The following is a 21,418-nucleotide window of genomic DNA, read 5'->3' on the forward strand; positions in this document are numbered from 1 at the left end:
CGGGGTTCGCTCCTTGTGAAGCCGCGGATCAATCGGCTCGTGGGGAGCTGCCGCTCGTCATCCCACGGCGGCGGCCAGAGCGTCGAGCATGCTCTGGCGGAACGCGCGCATGGACGGCACGTCCGCGTGGTCGAAGTCGGCGCCGTGGTACATGCCGGGCTCGACGACCAGGTCGACCGGCACGCCGGCCGCCCCGAGCCGTCCGGCGTAGCGCAGGTTCTCCGAATAAAACAGGTCGAGGTCGCCGACGCCGATCCACGCGGGGGGCAGGCCACGCGGATCCTCCCTGCGGCCCGCAGCGGCGTAGGGGCGGGGTTCGGCGACGCGCGGCCCGCGGCCGAGATAGCAGCTCCAGGCGTACGTGTTGGAGCGTGCCGTCCAGCCGATCCTGCCGCGTCCCCGATGGTCGCGCACCAGGGCCGTACGGTCGTCCAGCATGGGATAGAGGAGCAGCTGGAACGCCACCGGAAGCCCCTGATCGTGCGCCTTCTGCACGACCGAGGCCGCCAGCCCCCCGCCGGCGCTCGCACCGCCCACGGCGACGCGCGCGCCGTCCGCGCCGAGCGCGGGGGCGGCGTCGTGCAGCCAGCGCAGCGCGGCGAAGCAGTCGTCGAACCCGGCGGGGAACGGGTGCTCCGGAGCGAGCCGGTAGCGTGCGCTCACCACCAGGATCCCCAGGTCGCGGGCGATGCGGCTGCACAGTTCGTGGTCGCTTTCCGGGTGGCCGAGGATCGTGCCGCCCCCGTGGATCCACAGCAACGCCCCGCCGGGGCGCGGGCGGCCCGGCGACTCGTACACGAAGGCGTCCTGTCCGCCGGGGACGGCGTGCCGGGTGACCGCCACCCCCTCGGCCGGGCGCGTCGTACCGCCCGAGAGCCGGCGGGCGAGGGCCAGGCTCAGCTTGCCGGTGATCGGGCGCGGGAGCCACAGCGCCGGTGTCCTCAGAGCGGATGTCCTCAGCTCCGGCGCGACGGCCGAGAGCGTGTGGTGCCGGCGGGCCACCAAGGCCATCACCGGGGCCACCACCGAGGCCGCGACGGCGGCCGCTCCGAGCACTCCCGCCGCCGCGCCGCGCGACGTGCTCAACGACGTTCCCCCGCCGACGCGGGAACGACCACGGTGGTGGCGGCTCCGTCCAGGGTGAGTTCGAGGACCGGCGCGATCGTCCCGCCGAAGGCGTCCCTCGCCTCGGCGGGCCCGGCCTGCCACGGCTCCTGCCCTTCGATGGAGCGGTAGTTGAGGAAGCTCACGACCTTCAAATCGGGCAGGACCAGCCACGCGTACGCCTGGTCGGGTTCCTCGGCGGGGTTGCGCAGCACGAGCCCCGAGCCGTTGAGCGGCGTGTACGGCCCGGTGAGGCCGGGGGCGACGAAGCCGTAGAGCCCGGTGGGCGCGCTTCCCGGCGGGTGGAACGAGTGACGATGCGTGCAGAAGAAGAGGTAGTACGACGACCGGTGCACCACGATGTGCGGCCGTTCGATCTCGTGGTTGACGCCGTCGGCCACGAGGAGGGGCGGCCGCAGCGACCAGCCGCCCGGCTCCGCGGCGGCGAGGGCCACCGCGCCCATGAAGGCGTGGTCCGCGTCGGCGGACGCCGCGACGGACGCGGCGACGAGCAGGTACTCACGCCCGTCGGCGGGGTCGCGGAACCAGCCGGGATCGCGGAAGGCCCTGATCCGCCCGGGTCCTCCCTCGATGTCGTCGGCCGGCAGATACGTCACGCCGTCCGAGCGGAGGACCTCCCGGTGCTCGGCGGCCTGGTCCAGCAGGATCCGGCCGTCATCGGTCACCAGCCGCGCGCGGGCCTCGACGACGGTCTGGGCGAACGTCGGGCGGGCCTCCCCTCGCCGGCCCGCGGCCGTGTAGAACACCGACACCGTGCCGTCCGGCCTGCGGACCGCCGATCCCGACCATTCGCGGCTGCCCGGCGAGGCTCCGTCGGCGAAGGCGTGGCCGAGGTCGGTCCAGCCGTCGCCGTCCAGGGCGAGCAACCGGAGGCGGGCGCGGTCGTGACGCTCCTCGGGGTGGCCGGCAGCGGGCGCGGAAAGCGCCATCCACAACTCGCGGCCCCCCACCACGGACGTCGAGCCGTCCTCCTCCTGGACCGGCCACAGATCCCAGATGTCGTCGTGCGGCAGCACGCGCGGCGCCGGAAGGCCGACGACCGGTGCCGTCGTCGCCGCATCGCCGATCGGCCCGGCGAGGTGCCGCCGCGTCCAGCGCGCGGGCTCGCCGTTCACGCGGTCCCCCCGTCGCGCCGCCGTCCACCGGCGAGGGCCTCGTACGCGCCGGACCGGGTCTCCGGTCCGGGCGTGCCGCCTCGCCGCCCCCATGGAGCCATTTCAAGAACCTCCAACTCAGTCGCGCGGGCGTTTCCCGGCGCGTCACAGAAAGCGTCAGCGGAAACGGGCTGGGTTCAGGCCGGCCCTGCCGCGCGTGCGAGTTCCACGGCTCCCGCCACTCCCGAACGGTCGCCGAGGAAGGGGCCGACGACGTACTCGTCCGTGGCCGCGGGCCCGGCGGGCGCCGGCGCCCCCGGGTAGCCGGCGGCGAGGGTGAGCAGCCGCGCCCGGACGGCCGGAAGCAGTGCGGGGTGCTTGGCGACGCCGCCGCCCACCACGATCCGCTCGGGCGACAGCGCGTAGGTCAGGTTCAGGACGGCGAGGGCGACGTACTCGGCCTCGAGTTCCCAGGCCGAGTGGTCGTCCAGGTGCTCCGCGGGGCGTCCCCATCGCCGGCGCATCGCCTCGCCCGACGCGAGCCCTTCGAGGCAGTCGCCGTGGAAGGGACAGCTCCCCGCGAACGGGTCCCTGACCGGGTCGTGGGGGATGCGGATGTGGCCGAACTCGGGATGCAGGGCTCCGTGCAGGAGGCGGTCGTTCACCACCGCCCCCATGCCGATGCCGGTGCCCAGGGTCATGTACGCGAACGTGCCGAGCCCCGCGCCCGCTCCCCGCCGCCATTCCCCCAGCGCCGCGGCGTTGACGTCCGTGTCCAGGCGGACGGGTACACCCAGCGCGGCGCGCAGAGGGGAGACGACGTCGACGTTCGCCCAGCCCGGCTTGGGCGTGGCCAGGATGCGGCCGTACGTCGGCGAGCCCGGCCGCACGTCCACCGGGCCGAAGGTGCCGACGCCGAGCGCGGCGAGCGGCCGGTGGTCACCGAAGAACCGCACTGCCGCGCCGATCGTCGTCTCCGGCGTGGTCGTGGGGATCACTTCGGTCGCGAGAAGGTCTCCCCCGGCGTCGGCGACCGCGCACACCCACTTCGTCCCGCCCGCTTCGATTCCCCCGTACACCCGGGTGGCTCCGTCCATGCGCGTCACCCCTTCAGGGAGCCCTGGAGCAGAGCCGTGACGAAGCGGCGCTGGAAGATCAGGAAGATCACGAGCGTGGGCGCCAGGATCAGCAGCGACCCCGCGCAGAGCAGCGGCATGTCGGTCCCCCACTGCCCCTGGAAGGCGCCCAGGGCCCCGGACATCGTCCGTTTCAGCGGGTCGTCGACGAGGACGATCGCCAGGAGGAACTGGTTCCAGGTCCACAGGAACAGCAGGATGGCCAGGGACGACAGCGCCGGCATGGCCAGCGGGACGTGGATGCGCCAGAAGAGCTGCCACACGTTCGCGCCGTCCATCCGCGCGCTCTCCGACAGCTCGTCGGGCATGTTGACGAAGTGCGCCCGCATCCAGAAGACCGCGAACGGCATGTACAACCCGATGAGCGGCAGGATGATGGCCCACCTGGTGTTCAGCAGTCCCATGTCGCGCACCTGGTAGTACAGCGGCGTGATGATGCCCTCGAACGGCAGCGTCAGCCCGAGCACGAACAGCAGGAACACCAGATTCCGTCCCGCCATCCGCAGGTGGCCGATGGCGAAGCCGGCCAGCGTCCCGAGGAGCAGCGCGAGGGGAACCACGCCGAGCACGATGAGCGTGCTCGATTTCACCAGCTCGATCATCCGCGCGGCCTCGAACGCCTTGACGAAGTTGCCCCACTGCGGATCGCGCGGCCACTCCAGCCCCGAGGGGTAGCTGCCGGACGGGTGCAGGGCGGTGACGAACAGGCTGACGAACGGCATGAGCGTGACCGCCATCAGCAGGACGAGCAGCAGCCTTCCGGTCCACGTCTCCCGGCGTCCGACGATCATGAGGACCTGTCCTTGGTGAGCCACTGGATGGGGAGGGCGACGAGGATGACGAGCACCATGAGCACGACGGCCAGTGCGGACGCCATGCCCACCTGCCGCTCGGAGAAGGCCAGGTAGTAGATCTCCAGCCCGGGCACCATCGTCGCGTTGCCCGGTCCGCCCTGGGTGGACACGTAGACGATGTCGAAGCTGGCCAGCGCCGCGATCACGGTCACCGTGACGCAGACGCCGATCTCCTGCCGCAGGCTGGGCACGGTGATCGAGACGAACTCGCGCAGCGGCCCTGCTCCGTCCATGCGCGCGGCCTCGTACAGCGCCGGATCGATCTTGCTCATGCCGGACAGGAGAAGGATCGTGCACAGGCCGAGCAGCACCCACGCCCCGATAACGCCGACGGCCGGCAGGGCCGTGGAGAAGTCGCCCAGCCAGGCGCGGGTCACGCCGTCGAGGCCGACGTACGCGAGCAGCTGGTTGACCAGGCCGGTCGACGACATCAGCCAGCTCCAGGCGATGCCGGCGGCGACGAGCGGGATGACCTGCGGCAGGAACAGGACCGTCCGCGCCACCAGCGCGAGCCGGCTCGCGGCGATCCGGCGGATCGTCGAAGCGATCGCGAGACCCAGCACGACCGGGATCACGCTGAAGAAGACGATCAGCTTGATCGCGTTGAGGATGGAGGCGAACAGGTCGGGGTCGGTGAACACCCTGACGTAGTTGCCCAGGCCGGCCCAGGTGGACGGGCCGATGCCGTCCCAGCGGTACATCGAGTACTGGACGGTGAGCGCGATCGGGCGCAGCACGAAGACCGCGTAGACGACGAGCGCCGGAGCCACGAACAGCCAGGCGACCCAACCCGGCGTGCGGAGCCCCGCCGCGCGGGCGGGGCTCCCCTTCCTCGTCACGGCTGCCGGCCCGGGGCGGGTCGCGGGGGGAGCGACCTCGCTGTCGGGAGTCGGCCGTGTCATCGGTGCTCAGCTCCCCTTGACCTGGCTGGTGTAGTCGCTCTGCACCGACTTCAGCAGCGCCTCGGGGGTCTGCTGACCGGCGACCAGCTTCTGCAGCTGGGGCGTCCAGCTCTTGGCGTAGATCGCGCCGGTGGCGTTGGCGATGAAGTCCATCGCGCCGTTGTCCTCGGCGATCTTCGCCCCTGCCGCCAGGGTGCTCGCGGTGACCGTGCCCTCACCGACCTCCGGCATGGGGGCGTCCGCCGGCCCCATCGGGTGCGACCCGCCGACCTTCACGCCGATCTCACGCGCCTTCGGGTCGGTCGCCACCCAGTTGAGGAAGTACGCCGCGCAGTCGGCGTTCTTCGCCCTGGAGCTGATCCCGTAGGTGAGGGGCGCCGACATCGCGGCCTGCTTGCCACCCTGCTGCGCCGGCGGCATCAGGAAGAAGCCCACGTCGCCCGGCATCTGCTTGTCGAGGTTCCCCGACTCCCAGTCGCCGTTGAACATGAACAGGCCCTCGCCCTTGATGAAGCGGCTCATCATCGTCGCGTAGTCGACGGCGTTGACGTCCTTCCAGAAGTATCCGGCCTTGATCCACTTCTCCAGGTGCCGCGTCGCCTGCAGGTTGGAGGGGGTGTCGATCGTGGCGCCCGGCTTCTGGTAGATCCACTCGTTGACCGGCCCCGAGGGACCGTACGCGGCCATGAGGTCCTGCAGCGGGAAGGCGAGACCGCCGGTGGCCCCGCCGTTGAACTGCGCGATCGGGGTGATGCCCGCGCTCTTGGCCTTCGCGAGCGCGTCGTCCAGTTCGGCCAGGGTGGCCGGCGGGGCCGACATGCCGATCTTGTCGGCGAGCTTCTTGTTGTAGAACACCCCGGTCATGCTGAAGTTCAGCCCCATGGCGTACAGCGACCCCTCACCGCGGGTCTTGCCGCCGGGGGCCAGGCGCATCTGCTCCAGCTGAGAGGCGGGCCAGGAGTCCCAGCCGAACGCCTTCGCGTAGCCGTCGAGGTTCATCAGCAGGTTGTTCTTCACCAGCTCCGACACCTGCGGGAGCCGCATCAGGTCCGGCGGGTCGTCGGCGAGGACGCGCGGCGCGTTCTGCGTGATCACCGCGAACTGGTCCTCGCGGATGTTCCACTTCACGTTCGGATGCTGCTTGGAGAACTCGGTGCTGAGCTCCTTCGGCAGGGGGAAGCCGGTCTCGATATAGGCGTTGAGCGTGACCGGCGCCGTGCCGCAGGCCGGCGCGGCCGCCAGGGACGCGCTGGTGGCCTCCGGCTGGGGGGCGTCGCCGCCGGGCGCCCCGCAACCCGCCGCCAGCGTCCCTCCCATCACGACCGCGAGCGCGGCCCCGTTCCAGCGAGTTCGACGCGACATCTGCGTCTCCTTGATTGCTCGGGGACCCGCCGGCACACACCGGACGCCCCAGGACTCAGGTTTGCTAAATCGGATTAGCAGTGCGATAGTCTCATCACACGTGTCGCGGGGTGTCAACCCCCACATCGCAGGAGGTCGCCCGGTGAGCCCACGACGGGTCACGCTGGCGGACGTCGCCAAGACCGCCGGCGTCTCGCCGACCACCGCGTCGCTCGTGCTGTCGGGACGCGGCCGGGAGCTGCGCATCTCTCAGGATGTCGAGCAGCGTGTCCACAAGGCCGCGGCCGAGTTGCAGTACCGGCCGAACATCGTATCCGTAGGGCTGCGAACTGGGACAACTCGGACTATAGGCTTTATTTCGGACACGGTCGCCACGTCGCGGCTCGCCGGCGACATGATCAAAGGAGCACTCGAGGCCGCGCGGGAGCGCGGCTTCATGTTGTTCATCGGTGAGACGGAGGGCGACGCCGAGCTGGAGCGCCTCCTGCTGCAGGCCATGCACGACCGCCAGGTGGACGGCATCATCCTGGCCGCGATGTACACGAGAACGATCAAGGTGCCGAAGGGCATGGCGGCCGTCCCCGCCGTCCTGCTCAACGCGCTCCCCAAACAGCCGTCACCGCTGCCGTCGGTGATCCCCGACGAGATCGAGGCCGGACGCGTCGCCGCGAGAACTCTGCTCGACGCCGGCCATCGCGAGGGCATTCACCTGATCGGCGCCGGCCCCGGACGGCGCAACGTCCCTCCGGGTGGAAGCGTCGCGGCCGTCGAACGGCTCATCGGCATTCGCGAGGTGCTCGCCGAGGCGGGGGTCAAGCCGGCCGGCGGCCACGTCTGCCCTGACTGGCAACCGGAGTACGGCCTCGCCGCGACCCGGGAGCTGCTGAAGAAGGAGCGCCCGCGGGCGTTGATCTGCTTCAACGACCGGGTCGCCCTCGGCGCCTACCAGGCACTCGACGACTTCGGGCTCAAGGTGCCCGCCGACGTCTCCGTCGTGTCCTTCGACGACCACCCCATCGCCTCGTGGATGCGCCCCCGGCTGACGACGGTGGCCCTCCCCCACTACGAACTCGGCCGCAAGGCCGTCGACGTGCTGTTCACGGAGATCGGCCGTGACCGTGAGGACGACGGCGGGGAGGGTGAAGTGCATCGCGTGCCGATGCCCATCCGCCTGCGGGAGTCGGTCACGTCGCAGGGCGCGTGACCGGCACACCGGCCGCTGCCATGCCGGTCGGCGCGTCTCTGCGCCGCGTCTCTGCGCCGCGGCCGGGCCACAGGTGCACCGGCCTAACGGTCCGGGTCGTGGATGACGGCCCACTTGTCGCCGCGCTTGAAGTAGAGCGTCTCCGCATCGGTGTAGAGGGTGGGGGACGCCTTACGGTCGTCGCGGATCCACAGCCTGCCGGCCCGTGCCGTGGCGAGATCGAAGATCACTTCGGCCTTCCGTCCCTGCTCGTCGACCTGGGTCAGGGTGACGAAGCGGCCGGCCACGAGTGACCAGGGGCTGTCGCCCGGCAGGTCCAGAACTCGGCTGCCGTCGCGGCGGACCGCCTGGGTGCCGGTCAGGCACCAGGTCACATCGCATCGCGCCTGCGCTGGATCTTCGAGCCGCTCCCCGGTCGTCAGGTTGAGCAGATTCGTCATGGCCGCCGTGCAGCCGGGTGATCGTGGTTCTCACATAGCTCTCCGGGTTGTGCTTGTGCCGCACGCGCGGCCATGAGCCGCGCAGCCGCACCATCGCCTCCTGCACGAGGTCGGCGGCGTCGTGCGGGTTGCCGGTGAGCATGTAGGCGTAGCGGAACAGCGCGTCGATCCGATCGGCGGCGAAGTCCGCGAAATCCGGCGCGTCATCCACCGGCGGGAGTCCTCTCGTCCATCCCGGCTGAGACGCGCCGGCACCCCGAAATGTTGCATCACCAGACATCGACTGAGGCGACGCCCAGCGGGGAGTCGCGCCCGGACGCCGTTCGGGCACCGGCTAAGGCAGCGTGGGGACGACCACCGTGGTTGCTTCGGAGGCGCCGCCTGCGATGGCGTACTCGGTGAACCGGCCACAGGCGTCGAATCCGAGGCGGCGGTAGACGGGCTCACCGTCCGCGGATGCCTGCAGGACCGCGGTGCGGTAGCCCTCGTCGTACGCGGTGTGCAAGGTGGCCAGGGTGATGGCGCCGCCGTAGCCGCGCCGGCGGTCCGTCGCGAGGGTCGCGATGTTGTAGATCCCGGCGACTCCACCGTGGAGGAAGACCTCGGCCGAGCAGACCGGGCGGCCGCCCACGTAGCCGACCAGGTACCGGGCGGGGCAGCCGGGGGCGAGGGCCCACTCGGCGGCGTCGGCGAAGAACCGGCGCACCGTGGCGGCCGGCGGGTCCCAGTTCGCGGCCAGGACCATCGCGTAGTCCGCGAGCTGCTCCGGAGTCGTCACCAGGCGGATGTCCAGGCCATCGGCGTGCGGCTTGGGCAGCGCCGCGTGCAGGTCCATGCGCATGCCCGTCTCGGTTTCGGCCGCCTCCAGACCGGCGTCCTTCAGGAGCGAGGCGAGGTTCGACGGCGTGGAGGCGGGGCCGACCCACCAGGAGAAGGGGCGGCCGGTCGCGGCCAGCGCGCGGACGGTCTCCTCCACCCGGGCGGGGGCGGTGTCCGCGGTGAATCGCGCCGCCGCGACGATGTTGAAAGTGTCGTCGTCGAGCCCGCTGTCGGCGATCAGGAGGTCGTCCGTCTCCACGACGGTTGAGCGCTCCATGCGGCGGTGCACGTGGCAGGCATGCTCGGCGAGGTTCTGCTCCATCGCGACCAGCAGGTCAAAATCGCCGGGAACCTGGTGTTTCGTCTCATTCACGTGGATCATCACATCATGCCCTTTTGTGGCACGGAGCTCGCTCATCTCGTCCTCGTCTCCGGAACGGAGCAGTGATCAGCGTCCTGGGCCGCGGACGCCCTCGAGCACAAGCGTGAGGTGCCTGCGCCAGCCACCGGCGCCGGTCATGTTGGCCATGGCGCCACGGGTGATGAGGACGAAGTCATCGGCGCGGAAGTCCTCACGGAGGCGGCCGGCGTCGACGGCGCGCCGCACGATGCGTTCGGTGATCGCCGAGAAATCGGTCTTCTCCGCGGTGATGTCGTTCCAGCTCGGCTCTTTCGGGCCGAGGAGCGCGAAGCGGAACGCGGCGTCGGACTCCGCGGACTCCAGATAGCCGTAGAGCAGCGTCTCGAACGCCACCCAGGGGTCCTCGGCCTCCGCGGCGGCGCGGGCGAGGGCGGTCATCGCCTCGAACCGGCGGCCGATGATCGCTGCGAGTAGCGCTCGCTTGTCGGCGAAGTGCCGGTAGAGGGTGCCGACACCCAAGCCGGCACGCTCGGCGATCTCGTCCATCTGCACGGCGTCGCCCCGCTGGGCGAACAGCTCGCCGGCGGCGTCGAGGACGGCCTCACGGTTGCGCCGGGCGTCGGCGCGCAACGAGCGTTCGGGAGCGGTCATGGTCGCTCCACTCTAATTGACGACGCGCGGAAGCCGTGCCATATTCGGAACCGGAATTCATGTTCAGGTTAGGAGATCCGATGATCGTCGTCACCACACCCACAGGACAGATCGGCAGCCGGCTGGTCCGTCGGTTGCTCGACCAGGACAAGGAGGTCCGGGTCGTCGTCCGTGACGCCTCGCGCCTGGACGACACGGTTCGCCGGCGGGTCGAGATCGTGGAGGGCTCCCACGATGATCCGGCCGTGCTCGACAAGGCACTACCCGGGGCCGAAGCGCTGTTCTGGCTCGTCCCGCCGAATCCGCGGGCGCCGAGCGCCGAGGAGCACTATCTCGGTTTCGCCCGGGCCGGCGCCGCCGCCGTCGCCCGCCACGACGTCGGTCACGTCGTCGGCGTGTCCAGCGCCGGGCACGGCTGGCCGGCCCCCGCCGGCGTCCTCTCGGCGGCCTTCGCGATGGACGCCGAACTCGGCAGGTCCGGTGCGGCCTATCGGGCGTTGTCCATGCCCTTCTACATGGAGAACCTCCTCGGGCAGCTCGATGCGATCCGCGGGCAAGGCGCGTTCCACCTGACCTGTGCGGGTCACCTGCCGCTGGCGTTGATCGCGACGCGGGACATCGCCGGCACCGCCGCCGATTTGCTCAGCGATCTGTCCTGGACGGGACAGGAGAATCTCCCCGTGTTCGGCCCCGACCGGCTGACCCCTGACGGCATGGCCGAGGTCATCAGCCAGGAGCTCGGGCGTCCGGTCGCCTACCGTCGCATGAGCATGGACGACTACGCGTCGCTGCTCCGTTCCCGGGGCGCCGGCGACCAGGCGATCAAGGACGTGACCGAGGCGTTCGCCGCACAGGACCACGGCATCTACGACGCGGACTGGGCGGCCGCCACGCCCACGTCGACAGACTTCCGCACCTGGTGCCGGGAAGTGCTCAAGCCCGCCGCGGCCGCCCTGGCATCCGGGCAGGGGTGAGACTCATGGGTCGGGGATCGCACTCAGGCGACCACATGAGAGTGCGATCGGGCCCGGGAAAGACGACGGACCGTTCGCCGCGCCGAAGAAGCCGAAGAAGTCGTCGGCCCGGCCGGGCTCCAAGCCGCAGGGTCGCCTGCGCCGGCAGGTCAGGGGCCGCAGGTCACCGGGACCGGTAGCCCTTCCTCTTGCGGCCGGCCGGTACGGCCCGGCGACCGGACCCGTTCTGCGCTGGTTTCTGTGCCTGCCGCCGCGCGGGTTTCTCGGCGGGAGAGGCGGGGGTGCGGCCCCGCGAGCTGTTCACTGTCCGGCCCCGGACGATGCCGATGAAATCCTCCACCAGGTCGGTGGTCGCGTCCGTGGGCCAGGTCAGCGCGACCTGGGACTGCGGCGCGTCGAGCACCGGCCGGTAGGTGAGATCCCTGCGGTGGTAGAGGCGTGCCAGCGACTGCGGAACCAGGAGAATCCCGGTGCCGGCCGCCACCAGCTCGACCGCGTCCGCCGTCGTGGCCGGGCGGGTGAACGCGCTCCGCCCGGGCCGGACCGTCCACTCGATGGTGTCGTCCAGGGCGTGGAACACCTCGTCGTCGTCAAGGTCGGCGACCGTCACCTCGTCGGCGGCGGCCACCGCGTGATCCTTGGGCACCACGACCACCGTGGTCTCCACGTAGAGAGGAATCACGCTGAGCCCGTCCCGGTCGAAGGGCAGCCTGGCGAATCCGGCGTCGGCGCCGCCGTCTCGCAGGAGGCCCACCACCTCGGCGGCGGGAACCGCGACCAGGGTGACCGGCACATCGGGCATCCTCTCGGTCCAGGTGCTGACCCACTTCGCGGGTGTCACCCCGGGCACGTACGCCAGCCGGAACACCCTGCCGGTCTCTCCATCAGTCACTTCCTCAGGCTACCGATGTCATGGGAACCCGTTCCGACTGACTACTCTTGACGTTTATGAGCTCGTCCAAGCCGAAGACCATCCAGACGATGAAGCCCGCGACCGCGGCCAAGAAGCTGGGTGTCCTCCTCTCGGCCACTCCCGCCGAGTTCCAGGAGGGTGTCGTCTCCAGGGACGAGCTGAACGAGTTGCAGTCGAAGCCGCCCGCCTGGCTCGTCGACCTGCGCCGCAACGGCCCGCACCCCAAGCAGGTCATCGCCGCGAAGCTCAAGATCTCCATCTCCGGCCTGATCAGAGGTGGCATCACCGGGCCGCTCACCACCGCCGAGATCGACGCGCTGAAGGCGGAGAACCCGCCGTGGCTGGAGCACGAGCGGTCCGTCCAGGCCGAGGTCCGCAAAGAGGCACTCCGTCTCAAGCAGCGCTAGACGGCTGGGATTCGGCACGTCTGCGGGCGTCGACCGTCACGGGGTGCCGTAGCCGCCCAAGTCCGTGACGTCGCGACGGCCGTTGTCGGCCAAGGCGACCCCGGTCTCGGGCAGGGTCTCGGGCAGGGTCTCGGGCAGGGTCTCGGGCAGGGTCTCGGGCAGGTCGGCACCTCCGACACGCCCTGAGTCCCACACCCCAGGTTGACGAGAAGCCCGCGGAGCAGGCCTTTTCGCTCGTGCGGAAGGCATCCAGCGGGCTCCGCCGTCGCCGGGCCCCGAGGCCGCGGTCGTTCCCCCGGCAGGAGGGGCCCCTTGCCGGGCGGCAGCTCATCCCGGGCATCAATACGTGCCGGCGGCACGGTCCTTCCGGCCGGGCGGGATACGCGCCGCGATCCGCTCGCGGGCGTGCGGGCAGTCGGCGAACCTGTGCGGACAGGCGAGGGCGTGCTCGATCAGCTCCTTGGCCGCGCGCGCCCGCGCCATGCGCTGTTCCAGTTCGACGACGTGGCGGCGCAACAGGTCCCGGTGGTCCATCGGATCGGGAGCGGACAGCACGGCGCTCAACTCGCGCAGTCCGAAGCCGGCCTCCTTGCCCATCAGAATCAGCGCCACGCGCACCAGCGCGTCCTGTCCGTAGCGGCGCTGACCGCCGGCCCGCCGAGCGGGTTCGATCAGGCCCATGCTCTCCCAGTGCCGCAGCACATGCGTGGCCAGGCCGAACCGGTCCGCCAGCTCTCCGATGGTCAGTTCCTCACTTGACTTCATGTGCACATTAACCGGCACCGTTGGCCGCATGCTCAAGCAAGCGATCGCGGTCACCCGCGTGATCAACTCGGGTGTGCCGCTCGAACTGGGCGGCCACGCCGTACTCACCGACCCGTGGTTCACCGAACGGTGGTTCCCGCGCCGCGGCGAGCCGCGGCCGCTGCTCGGGCAGCCTCTGGTGATGGGGCCCGCCCAGGCTGTGGCCGGGGCGTCCGCACTCGGCGCGAAGGCGCTGGTCCCGGTGCACGACGCCCACGGGCACGATCCGCTCTCGGCGCTGTTCCGCGCCACAGGCACCGCCGCGGACGCGATCGCCCTGGCTGGACCTGATCTGACGGTGGTGGACCTGCCCACGGGCGAGCGCTGGGAGCCGGCACGATGAGTCTGTTCCTGCACGGGACGGTCCAAGAGATCGAGCGGATCGCCACCCGCATGCGCCGCGTCCGGATCACCGGCCCCGATCTGCGCAACCTGACCTGGACGCCAGGCATGCACATCCGTCTGCGGGTAGGCGACCCCCGCTCTCCCCGCTCGTGGCTGCGTGGGTTCCTGCGCACCTACTCGATCTGGGACTACTCCCCCACCGGCCACCTCGACCTGTGCGTACTCGACCATTCGTCCGCCGGGCCCGGAGCGCAGTGGTCGCGGCGGGTACGCGTCGGCGACCCGGCGGCTCTCACCCCGCCGGAAGGCAGGCTCGTCCTCCGCGAGGACGCGGGATACCACCTGTTCGTCGGCGACGAGACCGCGACCGTCGCCTTCGGGGCGATGCTGCGCGCGCTGCCCTCGTCCGCGATCGTGCACGGCGCGATCTCGGTCGAGGGCCCCGGCGACCGTCTCCCACTGGAACACACGGACCGCCTGACGTGGAGCCGCCGGCCGACCGATCTCGCCGACGTGGTCCGCTCTCTGGAACTCCCCCGTACGCCCGGTGTCGCTTACATCGCCGGAGAGGCCCGTAGTTGCCAATCGGTGCGCGGCCACCTCGTCCGGGAACGCGGCTGGTCGCGCAGAGCCGTCGTCGTGAAACCGTTCTGGACTCCCGGACGGCGCGGCATGGACTGACCCCTCTTCCCGGCGCCCGCCCTTCTCAGCGGCGCCTTCGGCGCCTCGTTCGAAGCCGTCCGGGCAGCAGTTTCGCGGGCGCCGGTCACCGGTTACGCAGATACCGCCAGCCCAGCGCCCCGTACCAGATCATGACCGGCAGATGGAGGGCGTACCCGAGCTGTTCCAGCGCCACTGTCGGCCCGTCGGTCCCGGACGTCCACGGAAGCACGACCGCGGCCAGACCTGAGATCGCGGCGACCGCACCGGCGACGCGGAGCCCGTTCGGCATCGGGACGCCTACCGCTGCGGTGGCCGTGGCGGCGACCCACAGCAGCCCGGCCAGGTTGACCGTCCATTTGGCGGTGAGCAGTACCGCCCAGGCCACGGTGGCGGCCGCCGGGGCGGTGGGGTCAGCGGCCATCTGGGTCAGCGCCAGGTTCCCGGCGTCATGAAGCAGGCCTGCCAGCCCGGCGGCGGCCAGCAGTCCGCCGGCCGGCGTCATCAGGTGCGGTGCGGGTGCCTGGGCGGAGCGAGCGGACATCACGAGCCCGGCCGCGGTCAGTGCCAGCCAGCCCAGCACGTCGAAGGCCAGCTCGGTCAGATGCAGCCCGGACTGCTCGCCCACCGCGGCCAGCACGGCACCGGGGTCGGCCGAATTCAGGGTCAACCCCGATGGCACCACGATGGCCGCACCGGCCACCATGGCTGCCAACGAGGTCAACAGCAGGACACCGGTGAGCCGGGTCCGAGGGTTCGAACTGGTCATGGACGGTGACGCTAGGACCTTGCCGCAGGGACAAAGTCAACATGCCGGGGAGAGGAGCCAGGGTGTGGCGAATCGGGCAACTGGCGCGAATGGTCGGCGTATCCGAACGGACCCTGCGCCATTACGACAAGATCGGGCTGCTGCGTCCCGCCGCGGTAGACCCGTCCACCGGTTATCGCCGGTACGGCGTGGCCGAGCTGTCACGGTTGGAGCGCATCCGCGGCCTGCAGCGACTCGGCCTGCCGTTACGCCAGATCGCCGATCTGCTGGACGCTCCCGAGGCACAGTTGCGACAGGCCCTGACCGAGATCGTGACGGGCATCAGGCATGACATCGCCGCCCTTGCCGCCGCCGCGGCTCGCGCCGAGGACCGCCTTGCCGCGCCGATGTCGATCCTTCCGCAGGAGACGACATTGGGATCTCGCCGCCTACGCGTACGCCGGTTGCGCCTCGATCATCCCTCCGAGCTCGCCGCCCTGTGCCCGGCGCCGCCGGCGACCCTGCTGACCTGGCTGCGCGGGCAGCCGACCGGTGGGTTCACGGCAGCGGTGACCACCGATCACGACGGCGAGCGGCTCACCCTGCCCGCTCGCGCCGTCGTCCGGGCGGTCGTTCCGCCTGCCACAGACGTGGTCCGCGCCGGTCAGGACCTGTTCGGCTGGTTGCACCGCCACCACTTGGCAATCACCGGCCCTACCGTGGAAGAACACCTCGTCGACGCCGACGGCGCCCACGCCGTCGTCCTTGAGGTATCCGTACGCCCCCGACGACGCACCCCCTCGGCCTGACCGCTCCTCACACGTTCGCTCCCAGGACGGGACCAAAGCCGGACGGGGTCGTACGTCGCCCGCCTCGTACGTCGCGTCACGGGACGGCCGCGTCATCCAGCGGTAGCCCCGTATGGAGCCGGTGGCGGCCCTTCGCTTCACGCAATCGCGCCCGGGGCGAACGGGTTCCTACGGGCGGAGGCCGCGAGCCGGTCGGCCAGCGCGACGACAAGCCCGCGGAGTTCGTCCGGCCGCTCGATGACGAACGGCCGGTCGAGCGACGCGAGCACTGGAGGCAACCAGTCGAGCCGCTCCGCTCGCATTTCGACGCGGAGCCAGCCCTCGGTTTCGCGATCCGTGCCGTCCACGGGTGTGGGTTCCTCCACAGTCGCGACGCCGGCGGGAAGCCGGGCGCGGATCTGCTCGACTGACCCCTGGACGAGCAGGACCACTTCATGCCGGTACGGAGCCTTGGCGAGTGCCGACAGAACGCGCTGCGCCGGATCAGGCCCGGCGGGCGGCTCGAACGAACCGGGCAGCGTCCTCGCATCCGTGATGCGATCCAACCGGAAGACCCGCTCCTCATCGATCTTGGGATCCGCGCCCGTGACGTACCACCGGCCCGAATGGGCCACGAGCCCGTGAGGATGCAGCGTCCGTTCGCTGCGCCGGCCGTCGGCTGCGGTGTACCTGATCGAGATCGGCCGGTGATGGCGCACCGCGTCGGCGATGGAGAGCAGGACCGCGGTCTCCGGGATGACGGACTCGCCAGGTGGAGCTGTGAAGGCGAGGGATTCGATCACGGTGTCGAGCCTGCGGGCGAGCCTCGCGGGCAGGACCCGCCGGATCTTGGCCGCCGCCGTCTCACTCGCCGTGCCCGTCGTCGTCGTCAACCCGGACCGGCGACCGGCGACCAGGCCGAGCAGCACGGCGAGCGCCTCGTCGTCGCTCAGCATGAGCGGGGGCACGCGGTACCCGGGGGCGAGCCGGTATCCGCCGTAGCGGCCGCGCACCGACTCGACGGGCACGTCGAGGTCGACCAGGTGGTCCACGTACCGCCGTACGGTGCGCTCGTCGACGCCGAGCCGGTCGGCGAGCTCGGCCATCGTCCGGGTGCCGCCCGACTGCAGGAGCTCCAACAGCGTGAGCACGCGGTGAGTAGGTCGAGCCACGCCGTACAAGTTAGTGGAAATAGTGGGCGGTTTCTGTCCGGTATCCGCTCTAGCCTGCGGTCGGAGAACAGCCGCTATGCAGGGAGACCGCCATGGACTTCGTATCGATCCGCATCATCACGGGCGACGTCGCACGCCTCGCCGACTTCTACGAGCGAGCCACGGGAGTACGCGCTACCCGATACAGCGAGGACTTCGCCGAGCTCAGAACCACCTCCGGCACCCTGGCCATCGGCAGCGCCCGGACCGTCTCGCTCATCACGCCTGGCGCTGCCCGGCCGGCCGGCAACCACAGTGTGATCATCGAATTCCTCGTCGACGACGTGGACGGCGTGCATCGGAATCTGTCCGGCTTCGTCGAGGAGTTCGTCAACGAGCCCACCACGATGCCCTGGGGCAACCGCTCGCTCCTGTTGCGTGACCCCGACGGCAACCTCGTCAACTTCTTCACCCCCGTCACGCCGGCCGCCCGCGAGAAGTTCGCGCGCCATCGACCCGGCCAAGCTCAGCAGACCAGCTCCTCCGGCTCAAGCCCGGCCGTGACCGACGGCAATCGATGACGGAGGAACGGCGACCGGTTGACGTACACGCGAGCCAGGGCTTGCCCCTCCTTCGCCGGCCCGCCGCCGCTCCGCGGTAAGTCGACGGCGTACGAGGTGATCAGCGCAGCGGATGCGTGCGGGGCAGCACCGCGTCAGCCGGCGCGGTCGAGGTGGGCGCCGTTGTCGTACGACTCGCGGGCGTCGAGCAGGTCGTCCCAGTGCTCCGCCGCCCAGGCGCAGGCGACCGCCATTGGTTTGAGCATGCTGCGGCCGAGCGGGGTCAGTTCGTACTCGACATGCGGGGTGGCGTCGGCGTAGACGGTGCGCTTGACCAGACCGTCCCGTTCGAGGGACCGCAGCGACTGGGTGAGGACCTTGGGAGTGACACGGTTCAGCGGCACGCGTAGCTCGGAGAACCGGCGTGGCCCCTGCTCGAGGCAGCGGATGATGAGCGGCGCCCACTTGTCGCCGAATCGAATCGGATTGAGCGAGGACGGGCACAGCTCGTCGAACATGTCGGCGGGCAGGGGTTCCCTCATGGCCTCACGATAGCCGGTATCCCGGTGGTAACCGCAGGCCCGGATAGCGTCCTGGAATCGGCCGGACGGATGGGCTCCGGCCCTGATGAGAGGCGGTTCGCCATGAATATCGTGGTCTTCGGCGCGGGTGGCCGGGCTGGACGGCAGGCGGTCGCGGAGGCACGTCGGCGCGGCCACCAGGTCACCGCCGTGGTCCGCGACCCCTCAGGCCATAGCGACTTGAGCGACGTGCGAGTTGCGGCGGGCGACGTCACGGACCCGGTGAGCGTCGAGCATGCGGCCGCCGGGCATGACGCCGCCATCAGCGCCGCCGTGGACCTGTCCGTGTCACCGCACGACTTCTTCACCGCGTCGGCCCGCGCCCTGACCACCGGCCTGGCGAAGGCGGGCGTGCCCCGCCTGGTGGTGGTCGGTCTCGCATCGATCATGCCCGGCCCATCCGGTGCTCCCCTGATGGACGAGCCCGGCTATCCCAACGAGTACCGCGCGTTCTACCTCGGCCACGCCGCAGGCCTTGATGTGCTTTGGATTTGCGACCTGGACTGGGTGTACGTGGCGCCCGCAGGCGACTTCGACCATGACGGCACGCGCACCGGTCGGTACCTGATCGCTGATCACGGCGACCCGGCCAGCCGGATCACGTACGCGGACTTCGCGATCGCGCTGCTCGACGAGGTCGAGGCGCCCCGCCACCACCGTGCCGCGATCAGCGTCCGGGAGGCATGATGCCGAGGTCCACGACAATCCGGACCCCTGGGTCGCCGAGCACATCCGTCGTTTCGAGAAGACCGGCGGCCAACCCCGGCCGGGCATGAACGACCTGCTGCTGACGACCCAGGGCCGGGAAAGCGGCGAGCTGCGCCGCACTGCGCCTGGTCTACGCGAGCGACGGCGACCGTTAGGGCTGGAAGTGTCACGACTTGGGACACAGGTTGCCGTACAGCCGCGCGTACCGCTCCAATTCTGTAATTTTCACACACATGATCATAAGCGGCTGCTCTCATTGTGCGGAACTCTCGTCACAAGATCGATCAGAGTTGGGCGCATTGTGCCAGCTCACCCTGCAAATGGCGGCTGCCGCATTAGCCACGCACTCCGTCGTGAGGACAACGGTCGCCAGACTCTTGTGGCCAACCGGCAATACCGCGCTGTATCGATCCGGGCTAAATCAATATTTATCGATCACCTGCCCGTCCCGCATAAGGAGAAGCATGCAAAAAGTCACTTGGCCCCGCCGGCTCGGCCTCGTCTCAGCGGTGGTGGCGGTCGGCCTGACCACCGCGCCCGTGGCCGCGCACGCCGACGGCTATGACACTCCCCGCAGCGCCACCGCCGACGGAGCAGGCAGCACCCAAGCAGCCGGGATCGCATCCGCCGAACAGCGGGCCCGGCAGGCCGTCCTCGCGGTCGGCCACGACTGCGACGCTGGGAGGTATTACACGCGTTCGATCTATATCTCCCCGGGTGGCGGCACGTGGGCGTACCGGTCCACCCACGAGGCGATGTGCGTCGACTGATCAAGGTTCAGCAGATCGGCCCCCGCCGGGGTTGCCCGCCATCGGGGAGCCCAGCGCCGGCAGGCCCAAAACGTTAAATCCACCCAGATTGAGCCCCAGGCTCAGCGCCCGTTCGGCAAGCACGTCCGCTACAAGATCGCCGACGTGAAAGCGTGAAAGCACGAGCACTACGTGGAGCAGGCGAAATGACGGCAGCGCAGCCGCTATCGTCGTCCACCAGCGCGGGAAAGGCCCGGCACCGATCACAGTGCCGGGCCCTTCTGTTCAGGTTCCATTCCGGTTGACGTTGCTCAGCAATTACAGACAACGACAACCAATCACAAGGTTTTTCCGGCCCAGCTCCCATTTCTGAGAAAATCGCCGCTTCGACGCCCGTTGGTCCAGATGTTTCTTATACGGGTACGCCAACAGGTACGCGTGCCCTTGTAGCGGGATCAGGCCGCGGGGGCGGTGCGGCGGCCGCGGCGGGCCACCTCGCGCTCCAGGTACCACTCCACGGCCAGCAGCGGAATCGTCCAGCCGAGCCAGCCGGACAGGCCGGAGATCGTCCACGCCATCAGGTCGGGATCGCCGTGGAAGACGGTGTCCTGCAGCGGGGGCAGGGTGACGATCAGGATCCCGGTCCACACCCGGTTGGTGATGATGGAGTAGGTCAGCACGGCGCTGCGCAGCATCCAGCGCCGGTGGTCGACGTACCGGCGGCCGCGGGCGGCGCGCCAGCCCGCCACGGTGAAGGCGAGCCACAGCAGGGCGAGGAGCACGTCGCTGACCGCGAGGAACAGCCCGAACGGGGAGCGCGCCCCGATGACCAGGCCGGTCAGACCGGCAGGCAGCACCCCGGCGAACACGTAGACCCGCCCGGCACGCCGGTGCCCCACCGGGTGCCGCCGCCGGAACCACGGCCACACCTGGAAGAACGCGGTGACCATGGCGACCGAGGCGAACAGCACGTGCGCCACGAGCAGCGGATAGTGCAGGCCGAACCCCTGTGGCTGCGGCACCCGGGACAGCGACGGGTCCCCGGTCAGGTACGGCGGCAGCGAGAACGCGAGGAACCCGGCCGTGACCAGGCCGAGCGGTATCGTCCAGCGGCGCCGCCACCACGGACGCCGTCGGGCCGATACCGGCGGAGGACTGTCGATCGTCGTGTGCATGACGGCTCCAGGAGCCAGGTTGGGAGATGCGTATGTCATACGCTTAATGCGTACCATATACGCAACGCGTAGACCATACGCAAACTGGTAAGCTCCCTGGAATGCCGGAGGACATCGGGAACGAGCTGCCGCACGCGCTGAACGTGCTGTGGGGACGGGCCAAGCCGAAGGGGCGGGGACGCACGCCCGCGCTCAGCCTGGAGCGGATCGTGGCGGCGGCCATCGCCATCGCCGACGAGGAGGGCCTGGCCGCGCTGTCCATGGCGCGGCTCGCCGAACGGCTCGGCTGCGCGCCCATGTCGCTGTACCGGCACGTGGCCGGCAAGGACGACCTGCAACTGTTCATGCTGGCCGCCGCACCCGGCCCGCCGCCGGAGTTCGACACGGCGCCGGCCGACTGGCGCGGCTCGCTCACCCGATGGGCCGTCGAACTGTTCGACGTCTACCTGCGGCATCCGTGGATCGCCCAGCTGGCGAACTCCCCGCCGATGGACCCCGGCCAGCTCGCCTGGCTGGACGCCGCGCTGCGCTCCCTCGGCGGCACGCCCCTGGACCCGCGGGCCCGGTTCTCCGTGGTCATGCTGGTGCTGCACTACGTGCGCGGCGCCGCCCAACTCCTGACGTCCATCCCCGCCGAACCAGAGGAAAGGGCCGAGGAGACGTACGCCGCCCTGCTCACTGAGCTCGCCGACCCCGCCCGGTTCCCGGCGCTGGCCCGCGCCGTCAAGGCCGGGGTGTTCGACCCCCAAGCGGGGGCCGCTCCGGACGACGACTTCCGCGCCGGCCTCAACCACCTACTTGACGGGGTGGGAGTGGCAATCGAACGCGCCGCCCGGGCCTGAGCGGGGTCAGCGGGCAGGCGCCGCGCAGGGAGACACGGACCTTCAGCCCAGGCAGCCGGCCGGAC

General features: G+C 70.5%; 26 protein-coding genes and 1 pseudogene. 10 read left to right on the top strand and 17 right to left on the bottom strand.

The features are described from left to right. Window positions 1-57: 57 nt before the first annotated feature. The 6 genes from ACWEQG_RS13105 to ACWEQG_RS13130 all read right to left on the bottom strand — a co-directional run bounded on the left by ACWEQG_RS13105 (window position 58) and on the right by ACWEQG_RS13130 (window position 6,473). Window positions 58-1,086, bottom strand: a complete 1,029-nt coding sequence (locus ACWEQG_RS13105) for an alpha/beta hydrolase (protein ID WP_452284367.1) — start codon at window positions 1,084-1,086, stop codon at window positions 58-60. Continuing rightward, a complete protein-coding gene (locus ACWEQG_RS13110; protein ID WP_452284369.1) occupies window positions 1,083-2,240 on the bottom strand; it encodes a glycoside hydrolase family 68 protein in 1,158 nt (385 codons plus the stop codon). The genes ACWEQG_RS13105 and ACWEQG_RS13110 overlap by 4 nt, the downstream gene beginning before the upstream one ends. A gap of 176 nt (window positions 2,241-2,416) precedes the next feature. Then, window positions 2,417-3,316, bottom strand: a complete 900-nt coding sequence (locus ACWEQG_RS13115) for an ROK family protein (RefSeq protein WP_452284370.1) — start codon at window positions 3,314-3,316, stop codon at window positions 2,417-2,419. A 5-nt stretch (window positions 3,317-3,321) separates the two neighbouring features. Beyond that, window positions 3,322-4,146, bottom strand: coding sequence for a carbohydrate ABC transporter permease (locus ACWEQG_RS13120; RefSeq protein ID WP_452284372.1), 825 nt, complete (start codon window positions 4,144-4,146; stop codon window positions 3,322-3,324). Continuing rightward, on the bottom strand, window positions 4,143-5,111 hold the full coding sequence (locus ACWEQG_RS13125) for a carbohydrate ABC transporter permease (protein ID WP_452284373.1): 969 nt from the start codon (window positions 5,109-5,111) through the stop codon (window positions 4,143-4,145). Before ACWEQG_RS13125 ends, ACWEQG_RS13120 begins: the two co-directional genes overlap by 4 nt. 6 nt (window positions 5,112-5,117) lie before the next feature. Next, the gene (locus tag ACWEQG_RS13130) at window positions 5,118-6,473 is read right to left on the bottom strand and encodes an ABC transporter substrate-binding protein (RefSeq protein ID WP_452284375.1); all 1,356 of its coding nucleotides are present in this window, start codon (window positions 6,471-6,473) and stop codon (window positions 5,118-5,120) included. A 142-nt stretch (window positions 6,474-6,615) separates the two neighbouring features. On the opposite strand from ACWEQG_RS13130, the gene ACWEQG_RS13135 reads away from it, so the two are divergent. Further along, entirely contained in the window at window positions 6,616-7,677 is a 1,062-nt protein-coding gene (locus tag ACWEQG_RS13135) for a LacI family DNA-binding transcriptional regulator (RefSeq protein ID WP_452284377.1), read from the top strand. Window positions 7,678-7,760: 83 nt separating this feature from the next. On the opposite strand, the gene ACWEQG_RS13140 is transcribed toward ACWEQG_RS13135, so the two are convergent. The 4 genes and pseudogenes from ACWEQG_RS13140 to ACWEQG_RS13155 form a co-directional block, all read right to left on the bottom strand. Then, the gene (locus tag ACWEQG_RS13140) at window positions 7,761-8,117 is read right to left on the bottom strand and encodes a hypothetical protein (protein WP_452285125.1); all 357 of its coding nucleotides are present in this window, start codon (window positions 8,115-8,117) and stop codon (window positions 7,761-7,763) included. 25 nt (window positions 8,118-8,142) lie between these two features. After that, window positions 8,143-8,397 (bottom strand): annotated as a pseudogene (locus ACWEQG_RS13145) (sigma factor); the annotation flags it as partial. A 54-nt stretch (window positions 8,398-8,451) separates the two neighbouring features. Beyond that, window positions 8,452-9,309, bottom strand: a complete 858-nt coding sequence (locus tag ACWEQG_RS13150; RefSeq protein ID WP_452284379.1) for a GNAT family N-acetyltransferase — start codon at window positions 9,307-9,309, stop codon at window positions 8,452-8,454. A 75-nt stretch (window positions 9,310-9,384) separates the two neighbouring features. Next, entirely contained in the window at window positions 9,385-9,948 is a 564-nt protein-coding gene (locus ACWEQG_RS13155; protein ID WP_452284381.1) for a TetR/AcrR family transcriptional regulator, read from the bottom strand. An 80-nt stretch (window positions 9,949-10,028) separates the two neighbouring features. Here ACWEQG_RS13155 and ACWEQG_RS13160 point away from each other — a divergent pair, with 80 nt between their 5' ends. Next, the gene (locus ACWEQG_RS13160; protein ID WP_452284383.1) at window positions 10,029-10,922 is read left to right on the top strand and encodes an NAD(P)H-binding protein; all 894 of its coding nucleotides are present in this window, start codon (window positions 10,029-10,031) and stop codon (window positions 10,920-10,922) included. A 163-nt stretch (window positions 10,923-11,085) separates the two neighbouring features. Here the strand turns inward: ACWEQG_RS13160 and ACWEQG_RS13165 are convergent, their stop codons facing one another. After that, window positions 11,086-11,814 carry a LysR family substrate-binding domain-containing protein gene (locus ACWEQG_RS13165; protein ID WP_452284385.1) on the bottom strand — a complete coding sequence of 243 codons (729 nt, stop codon included), beginning with the start codon at window positions 11,812-11,814 and terminating at the stop codon, window positions 11,086-11,088. A gap of 56 nt (window positions 11,815-11,870) precedes the next feature. On the opposite strand from ACWEQG_RS13165, the gene ACWEQG_RS13170 reads away from it, so the two are divergent. After that, entirely contained in the window at window positions 11,871-12,242 is a 372-nt protein-coding gene (locus ACWEQG_RS13170; protein WP_363464608.1) for a DUF5997 family protein, read from the top strand. A 36-nt stretch (window positions 12,243-12,278) separates the two neighbouring features. Here the strand turns inward: ACWEQG_RS13170 and ACWEQG_RS13175 are convergent, their stop codons facing one another. Together ACWEQG_RS13175 and ACWEQG_RS13180 are read right to left on the bottom strand one after the other, a co-directional pair. Beyond that, on the bottom strand, window positions 12,279-12,437 hold the full coding sequence (locus tag ACWEQG_RS13175; RefSeq protein WP_452284387.1) for a hypothetical protein: 159 nt from the start codon (window positions 12,435-12,437) through the stop codon (window positions 12,279-12,281). Window positions 12,438-12,581: 144 nt separating this feature from the next. Beyond that, window positions 12,582-13,007 (bottom strand): MerR family transcriptional regulator, encoded by a 426-nt coding sequence (locus ACWEQG_RS13180; RefSeq protein ID WP_452284389.1) that lies wholly within the window; start codon window positions 13,005-13,007, stop codon window positions 12,582-12,584. Window positions 13,008-13,035: 28 nt separating this feature from the next. On the opposite strand from ACWEQG_RS13180, the gene ACWEQG_RS13185 reads away from it, so the two are divergent. Both ACWEQG_RS13185 and ACWEQG_RS13190 read left to right on the top strand, forming a co-directional pair. Continuing rightward, window positions 13,036-13,389, top strand: coding sequence for a hypothetical protein (locus ACWEQG_RS13185; RefSeq protein WP_452284391.1), 354 nt, complete (start codon window positions 13,036-13,038; stop codon window positions 13,387-13,389). Next, on the top strand, window positions 13,386-14,072 hold the full coding sequence (locus ACWEQG_RS13190; protein ID WP_452284393.1) for a siderophore-interacting protein: 687 nt from the start codon (window positions 13,386-13,388) through the stop codon (window positions 14,070-14,072). The genes ACWEQG_RS13185 and ACWEQG_RS13190 overlap by 4 nt, the downstream gene beginning before the upstream one ends. Before the next feature lie 85 nt (window positions 14,073-14,157). Here ACWEQG_RS13190 and ACWEQG_RS13195 read toward each other — a convergent pair whose 3' ends face one another. Further along, on the bottom strand, window positions 14,158-14,820 hold the full coding sequence (locus ACWEQG_RS13195) for a hypothetical protein (RefSeq protein ID WP_452284395.1): 663 nt from the start codon (window positions 14,818-14,820) through the stop codon (window positions 14,158-14,160). A 62-nt stretch (window positions 14,821-14,882) separates the two neighbouring features. Between ACWEQG_RS13195 and ACWEQG_RS13200 the strand changes: the two genes are divergently transcribed. After that, the gene (locus ACWEQG_RS13200) at window positions 14,883-15,608 is read left to right on the top strand and encodes a MerR family transcriptional regulator (protein WP_452284397.1); all 726 of its coding nucleotides are present in this window, start codon (window positions 14,883-14,885) and stop codon (window positions 15,606-15,608) included. A 137-nt stretch (window positions 15,609-15,745) separates the two neighbouring features. On the opposite strand, the gene ACWEQG_RS13205 is transcribed toward ACWEQG_RS13200, so the two are convergent. Next, window positions 15,746-16,759: a helix-turn-helix transcriptional regulator gene (locus ACWEQG_RS13205; protein WP_452284399.1), complete on the bottom strand. Its 1,014-nt coding sequence runs from the start codon at window positions 16,757-16,759 to the stop codon at window positions 15,746-15,748. A gap of 92 nt (window positions 16,760-16,851) precedes the next feature. On the opposite strand from ACWEQG_RS13205, the gene ACWEQG_RS13210 reads away from it, so the two are divergent. Continuing rightward, a complete protein-coding gene (locus tag ACWEQG_RS13210; protein WP_452284401.1) occupies window positions 16,852-17,319 on the top strand; it encodes a VOC family protein in 468 nt (155 codons plus the stop codon). A 134-nt stretch (window positions 17,320-17,453) separates the two neighbouring features. Here the strand turns inward: ACWEQG_RS13210 and ACWEQG_RS13215 are convergent, their stop codons facing one another. Then, window positions 17,454-17,840, bottom strand: a complete 387-nt coding sequence (locus tag ACWEQG_RS13215) for a winged helix-turn-helix transcriptional regulator (protein WP_452284403.1) — start codon at window positions 17,838-17,840, stop codon at window positions 17,454-17,456. A gap of 102 nt (window positions 17,841-17,942) precedes the next feature. On the opposite strand from ACWEQG_RS13215, the gene ACWEQG_RS13220 reads away from it, so the two are divergent. Together ACWEQG_RS13220 and ACWEQG_RS13225 are read left to right on the top strand one after the other, a co-directional pair. Next, the gene (locus ACWEQG_RS13220) at window positions 17,943-18,566 is read left to right on the top strand and encodes an NAD(P)-dependent oxidoreductase (protein WP_452284405.1); all 624 of its coding nucleotides are present in this window, start codon (window positions 17,943-17,945) and stop codon (window positions 18,564-18,566) included. A 485-nt stretch (window positions 18,567-19,051) separates the two neighbouring features. Beyond that, complete coding sequence (locus ACWEQG_RS13225) at window positions 19,052-19,357, top strand: hypothetical protein (protein WP_452284407.1); 306 nt, start codon at window positions 19,052-19,054, stop codon at window positions 19,355-19,357. Window positions 19,358-19,791: 434 nt separating this feature from the next. On the opposite strand, the gene ACWEQG_RS13230 is transcribed toward ACWEQG_RS13225, so the two are convergent. Beyond that, window positions 19,792-20,511 (bottom strand): DUF2306 domain-containing protein, encoded by a 720-nt coding sequence (locus ACWEQG_RS13230; RefSeq protein ID WP_452284409.1) that lies wholly within the window; start codon window positions 20,509-20,511, stop codon window positions 19,792-19,794. A gap of 101 nt (window positions 20,512-20,612) precedes the next feature. Here ACWEQG_RS13230 and ACWEQG_RS13235 point away from each other — a divergent pair, with 101 nt between their 5' ends. Beyond that, a complete protein-coding gene (locus ACWEQG_RS13235) occupies window positions 20,613-21,353 on the top strand; it encodes a TetR/AcrR family transcriptional regulator (RefSeq protein WP_452284411.1) in 741 nt (246 codons plus the stop codon). Window positions 21,354-21,418 lie beyond the last annotated feature (65 nt).

Source organism: Microbispora sp. NPDC004025 (assembly GCF_053604425.1).

What these genes read in the sequence shown, in the direction of transcription:
- ACWEQG_RS13215 (WP_452284403.1), bottom strand. Translation starts at nt 17,840, where the DNA reads ATGAGGGAACCCCTGCCCGCCGACATGTTCGACGAGCTGTGCCCGTCC.
- ACWEQG_RS13235 (WP_452284411.1), top strand. Translation starts at nt 20,613, where the DNA reads ATGCCGGAGGACATCGGGAACGAGCTGCCGCACGCGCTGAACGTGCTG.
- ACWEQG_RS13190 (WP_452284393.1), top strand. Translation starts at nt 13,386, where the DNA reads ATGAGTCTGTTCCTGCACGGGACGGTCCAAGAGATCGAGCGGATCGCC.
- ACWEQG_RS13230 (WP_452284409.1), bottom strand. Translation starts at nt 20,511, where the DNA reads ATGCACACGACGATCGACAGTCCTCCGCCGGTATCGGCCCGACGGCGT.
- ACWEQG_RS13180 (WP_452284389.1), bottom strand. Translation starts at nt 13,007, where the DNA reads ATGAAGTCAAGTGAGGAACTGACCATCGGAGAGCTGGCGGACCGGTTC.
- ACWEQG_RS13125 (WP_452284373.1), bottom strand. Translation starts at nt 5,111, where the DNA reads ATGACACGGCCGACTCCCGACAGCGAGGTCGCTCCCCCCGCGACCCGC.
- ACWEQG_RS13210 (WP_452284401.1), top strand. Translation starts at nt 16,852, where the DNA reads ATGGACTTCGTATCGATCCGCATCATCACGGGCGACGTCGCACGCCTC.
- ACWEQG_RS13220 (WP_452284405.1), top strand. Translation starts at nt 17,943, where the DNA reads ATGAATATCGTGGTCTTCGGCGCGGGTGGCCGGGCTGGACGGCAGGCG.
- ACWEQG_RS13155 (WP_452284381.1), bottom strand. Translation starts at nt 9,948, where the DNA reads ATGACCGCTCCCGAACGCTCGTTGCGCGCCGACGCCCGGCGCAACCGT.
- ACWEQG_RS13225 (WP_452284407.1), top strand. Translation starts at nt 19,052, where the DNA reads ATGCAAAAAGTCACTTGGCCCCGCCGGCTCGGCCTCGTCTCAGCGGTG.
- ACWEQG_RS13170 (WP_363464608.1), top strand. Translation starts at nt 11,871, where the DNA reads ATGAGCTCGTCCAAGCCGAAGACCATCCAGACGATGAAGCCCGCGACC.
- ACWEQG_RS13160 (WP_452284383.1), top strand. Translation starts at nt 10,029, where the DNA reads ATGATCGTCGTCACCACACCCACAGGACAGATCGGCAGCCGGCTGGTC.
- ACWEQG_RS13115 (WP_452284370.1), bottom strand. Translation starts at nt 3,316, where the DNA reads ATGGACGGAGCCACCCGGGTGTACGGGGGAATCGAAGCGGGCGGGACG.
- ACWEQG_RS13130 (WP_452284375.1), bottom strand. Translation starts at nt 6,473, where the DNA reads ATGTCGCGTCGAACTCGCTGGAACGGGGCCGCGCTCGCGGTCGTGATG.
- ACWEQG_RS13185 (WP_452284391.1), top strand. Translation starts at nt 13,036, where the DNA reads ATGCTCAAGCAAGCGATCGCGGTCACCCGCGTGATCAACTCGGGTGTG.
- ACWEQG_RS13120 (WP_452284372.1), bottom strand. Translation starts at nt 4,146, where the DNA reads ATGATCGTCGGACGCCGGGAGACGTGGACCGGAAGGCTGCTGCTCGTC.
- ACWEQG_RS13195 (WP_452284395.1), bottom strand. Translation starts at nt 14,820, where the DNA reads ATGACCAGTTCGAACCCTCGGACCCGGCTCACCGGTGTCCTGCTGTTG.
- ACWEQG_RS13140 (WP_452285125.1), bottom strand. Translation starts at nt 8,117, where the DNA reads ATGACGAATCTGCTCAACCTGACGACCGGGGAGCGGCTCGAAGATCCA.